The sequence below is a fragment of the Pseudomonas sp. P5_A2_2 genome (assembly GCF_054177685.1).
This window is the reverse complement of the sequence record NZ_JBGCUL010000782.1, coordinates 1-2,153: the sequence shown is the minus strand read 5'-3', so window position 1 is coordinate 2,153 and position 2,153 is coordinate 1. Positions and strand designations below refer to the sequence as shown.

Here is a 2,153-nt window from a genome sequence, read left to right as displayed (position 1 = left end):
ACTTTTTCAGGTAGGCCATCGGCGACATGGCGAAGTGCTTCTTGAACGCATCGAACAACTTGAAGCGCGAAACGCCGGCAGCGGCCTCTATGTCCTCCAGGTGCAACGCTTCGCGGGCATTGTCGTGGATGTGCTGTCGAGCCCTGATCAGGTAGTGCGGCAACTTCACGCCCAGCACGTCCCGCAGCGCCTGCGAATAGTTGTTGGGCTGGGCCAGGATCAAGCCTTTGATCAGCGAGCTTTCAATGTCCCGGGTGAAGGCCACCTGTTCGAAGAGTTCGCTGCTGCGCGCAAGCTCATCGATGAAGTAACGCGCCATGCGCCACCACGACGCCGATGCGCCATCGATCGCATCCATCACCGGCTCGAAGCGCAGCGGCGCGTCCAGAGGCCGTTGCAACATCCCCTCCAGCGCTTCGCTCATCGCGATACGCGTAATCACCACCTGAACCTTGCGACAGTCACCGGAGATCGCCAGCAGCTGGTTTTCATTGGGCGAAACGATGACCCCTTGATCGCGGTCGGACCTGAGCACGCTGCCGTCCTTGCTCAGCTCCTGTTGGCCCACCAGCGGCAAGCTCAGGCTGTAGCTGCTGAAGTGCTCGGCGTCTTCGATATCGATGGTGACATCGGTGCCGTATTCGATAGTACCCAGGGTGGTGGCCATCGACTTGAACATGTTGGCGTTGTGATGAAAGCGGATCCGCTCGGGGTTCGCGCTCACCAGCCGATGGGGGCCGCAGATACCGGACATCCAGCTTCTGGCGGCCTCGAGGTCATCGCTGTCGACACGAATGTCGCGAAACTGCGGATCCACTTTGCTGCTCATCACGGTGCACTCACAGGCAATATTTTCGGCGCGCTCTGACGGCGCGTACCAGGCTGGAAAGGAGCAACTTCCACGCCACAAATCGTCGGCGCCCACTTAACGGACAGTGATCGGCAACCAAGCGGATAAGGCATGGCTGACAAAGCCGCAAAAGCACTCGACCAGCACTTGATGTAGCGCAAAACATTATCTGATTGGCGCAAACAGGTGCAGCCGTTTATCACCTGGTGCGGGATTTGTGTCATCGCTGCCCAACCAACTGTTACCTGCCGCCAATTTACGGACTGCCTTCGCCAACTGATCGGAAAGACCGCCACCCGCCCCGCTCCTCTAACGAGCGCACCGATTAGCCCAATAAAAAAGATTCTTCACGCAATCCCGGGGAACTCCAGGAGCCGGCTTGCCGGCGATGGAACTGATCTTCGAAAAGAACTGGATCTACACCTGCCAAGAAAGCTGGCTGGCCAACAACCACGACTTCGTGACCCTGCGCGCCGGCCGATGATCATCACCCGCGTTGCGACGTACTCAGCGGCCGCAGAATCGCCCTGACCGGACTGGCGTCCAGATGAGCAAAGCGCAGCGGCAAGGCGATCAGTTCATAATCGCCTTCCGGGACAGCGTCCAGCACGATGCCTTCAAGAATCGCCATGTGATGGCGGGCCACGGCACCGTGTGAATCCATGGTCCTGGATTGCTGGGGGTCCAGTGACGGCGTATCGATGCCAATCAAACGCACACCCAGGCTTGCCAGCAAGTCGATGGTCTCCCTGGCAACGGCCGTGAACCCTGAATCCCAGGCTGTCAGCGGCGCTTGTCGCCAGGTGCGCAGCAGCACGCGCTCGGGCACGTAGTGCAAACGTCCTTGCAGTTGCCCGGGCCGCACCAGTTCGCCGCTGTCCAGACAATGCAACACGCGGCAAGGCCCGATATAGACGTCCAACGCCACCTCGCCAATCGGCGCACCGTCAGCGCTGTAATGCAGCGGCGCATCGACGTGGGCGCCGGTATGCGGCGACAGGGTGATGCGTCCGACATTCACCGGACACTCGGGACCGTAGGTCCAGACGCGCTCCTCCTGGAACGGCGTGTCACCCGGCCAGGTCGGCGTTTCGGTACTCAAGGGTGGACTGATGTCCCACAACGTGATGTTTTTTGTCATCGCAATGCTCACCGGATTTTCCGAGTGAAATGATACGAGCGACAGCGGTGAAGATTCGTGCAAAAACCTTGGGTAACCGTGCGGGTTTTCGCACAATCCGCCGTGGATGAGCGCGATTTCGGCAGGAAATTTCAAAGCGTGTCGCTTCACAAAGTCCGGTAC

General features: G+C 59.5%; 2 protein-coding genes and 1 pseudogene. 1 reads left to right on the top strand and 2 read right to left on the bottom strand.

The genetic code is table 11. The features are described from left to right. Positions 1-829: AraC-like ligand-binding domain-containing protein (locus ACXRVY_RS25605; RefSeq protein ID WP_458238587.1), on the bottom strand; the 829-nt coding region annotated here is incomplete at its 3' end. Positions 830-1,238: 409 nt separating this feature from the next. Here ACXRVY_RS25605 and ACXRVY_RS25600 point away from each other — a divergent pair. Further along, a pseudogene (locus ACXRVY_RS25600) lies at positions 1,239-1,331 on the top strand (hypothetical protein); the annotation flags it as partial. A gap of 6 nt (positions 1,332-1,337) precedes the next feature. Here ACXRVY_RS25600 and kynB read toward each other — a convergent pair. Next, entirely contained in the window at positions 1,338-1,991 is a 654-nt protein-coding gene (kynB, locus tag ACXRVY_RS25595) for an arylformamidase (RefSeq protein ID WP_223463362.1), read from the bottom strand. Positions 1,992-2,153 lie beyond the last annotated feature (162 nt).

Excerpts from the sequence above, each read along its gene's own strand:
- kynB (WP_223463362.1), bottom strand. The coding sequence starts at position 1,991 with ATGACAAAAAACATCACGTTGTGGGACATCAGTCCACCCTTGAGTACC.